We start from the raw sequence: 1,818 nt of genomic DNA, 5'->3' as shown, positions 1-1,818 counted from the left end.
CGCCGCAGAGGGTGTTACCGCAGATCAGCGCGCACATCCATGCCTCTAGCCGCACCCAATTCTGCGGAACCCCGGTCAGAGACAGCTCCCGAATCTGGAGCTCATGGAAATCGGTGATGTACTCATCGCCAAACAGATGAACAGCGACTTCACCACGATCCTCGTCAAGGCGATCGGCCGGGTCACCGAACCGTCGACCGACGGGCATCGAGTGGGAGTGGAGTGGATCCGCGATTTCAGGACGTCACCGATCACGCTTCCCACGTCCTACCGTCAGACCCTGACCAAGGTCTCCGACTCCGCGAAGTCGAGACAACTCATCCGAGAACACATTCTGCCCCTCCTTGCCGACGGCCACGAGACGACCTGATCGCCGGGCTGGAAGCGCCCGAACTTCTGGTCCCGCACGAGTCTGCTGACTGACGTGAGCGTCGAGGCGACGGGCACCGCAACCTTTACGGTCCCGACTCCGGCCCTTTCGTGGCGCTGTGCACCAGTTCGAGCAGCCGAGCGGTGTCAGCGTCGATCGGGGGCGAAATCCGCGATGACCCCAGCGGCCCGGGCGGGGGGTGATGTGCTCCTGCTCGGTAGGCCGCCCGGCACGGCGAGTCGTGCGGGTCTTACCCATGACGGTGACGTGGCCATCGACCCGCCGCTGAGCAGATCCAGGTGTTCACAGCCGTCGCAGTGCAGGCCCCGGATCGCGTTCGCCGGCCAGGGCACTCAGCTCGTCCGCGGAAAGCCGCTGGACGACGTCGGCCCGGTCACCCAGGAACGTGACACCGTCGGCCTCCAATGCCTGCTGCTGGGTCCGCTGGTCGGTCTCGTCGGTCCATCGGAAGCCGGCGCGGGTGCGGCCACTCGAGTCGAGCACTCGGAAGGCGTTGACGCAGTCGGGGCAACTGGTGACGTGCCCGCCGAGCGGCTGCGCGGCGGTCCCCACCACGTCGGCCAGGGCCCCGTAGGTCGTCCACCGACCGGCTGGCATGGCGTTGAGGATGGTATGCAGCCCGCCCCAGTCGAACCCGGCTTGCGGGGTCTCACCGGCCACCTCGGTGAGGGACTGGCCCTCCGGAGTGAACCACCATGACGGACCCCGGAGGCTGCGCTCGATCCCTGTAGCCTCACGCAGGGCAGTCTGAGCAATGGCCGAGGGCCGGTAGTCCTGACCGTCGTGCTCCCAGCGCAGCGGGTGGCGGGCGGTGTTCGACCAGGCAGCCCGGCCACGGCTCGGGTCCTCGGCGATCCATTCCTTGATCGACTCCTGTGCCTCGGTGTCGATCTGCACCGGCTGCATTGTCAGGACGGTGCCGTCCGGGATGGTGCCTGCCCGGGCGAGCCGGACCACGGTGGACTGCTCTCGCTTGCCGCGCCGGCGGGTCTGCGTGGCAGCGACCTCGGCCCGTTGCGGGGAGATGGTGAAGTCCTCCACGTCGGGAACGGGGAACAGCTGCGAGACGGTCACGATGACCTTCTCCTCGCTCGTGCGGTACGCCTGGACGCGCTGGAGCGTGATGTCGAGGCCCATCTCGGAGAGCCAGACGGCGGTCGCGCTGGTGGATGGCATGAAGGCCCCGGCGACCAGGACGATCCGTGGCTGTCGCAGCTGGTCGGGGTCCAGCTCGCCGGCGTGCTCCAGGAGCCGGGTGCGGGCTTCGTCCTCGGAGACGGCCTGCTCACCGCGGCTGGAGAGGAACCGCGCGTGGTAAGTCACCAGGTCAGGTTCGGTGAAGCGGGAGGCCGGGGCCTACCCCCGGTTCGTGGACACGGGGGTTTTTTACGCCGCGAGCGCTAGCTTAGCGGTGTAGGCGCGCTCGT

Annotated in this window: 2 protein-coding genes; one reads left to right on the top strand and one right to left on the bottom strand. The window is 67.9% G+C overall.

Going from position 1 to position 1,818, the window contains the following annotated elements:
• Positions 1 to 103: 103 nt before the first annotated feature.
• Positions 104 to 370, top strand: coding sequence for a hypothetical protein (locus ACHUEU_RS16440; RefSeq protein ID WP_394217161.1), 267 nt, complete (start codon positions 104 to 106; stop codon positions 368 to 370).
• A 303-nt stretch (positions 371 to 673) separates the two neighbouring features.
• Here the strand turns inward: ACHUEU_RS16440 and ACHUEU_RS16435 are convergent, their stop codons facing one another.
• Positions 674 to 1,714 (bottom strand): MGMT family protein, encoded by a 1,041-nt coding sequence (locus tag ACHUEU_RS16435; protein ID WP_394217160.1) that lies wholly within the window; start codon positions 1,712 to 1,714, stop codon positions 674 to 676.
• Positions 1,715 to 1,818 lie beyond the last annotated feature (104 nt).

It is taken from the genome of Brachybacterium vulturis (genome assembly GCF_043641765.1).
Lineage (GTDB): Bacteria > Actinomycetota > Actinomycetes > Actinomycetales > Dermabacteraceae > Brachybacterium > Brachybacterium vulturis_A.
Note: the sequence above shows the minus strand (reverse complement) of the source record. Positions and strands in the feature narration are given on the sequence as shown.

Coding starts and splice junctions, on each gene's coding strand:
- ACHUEU_RS16440 (WP_394217161.1), top strand. CDS start 104: ATGGAAATCGGTGATGTACTCATCGCCAAACAGATGAACAGCGACTTC.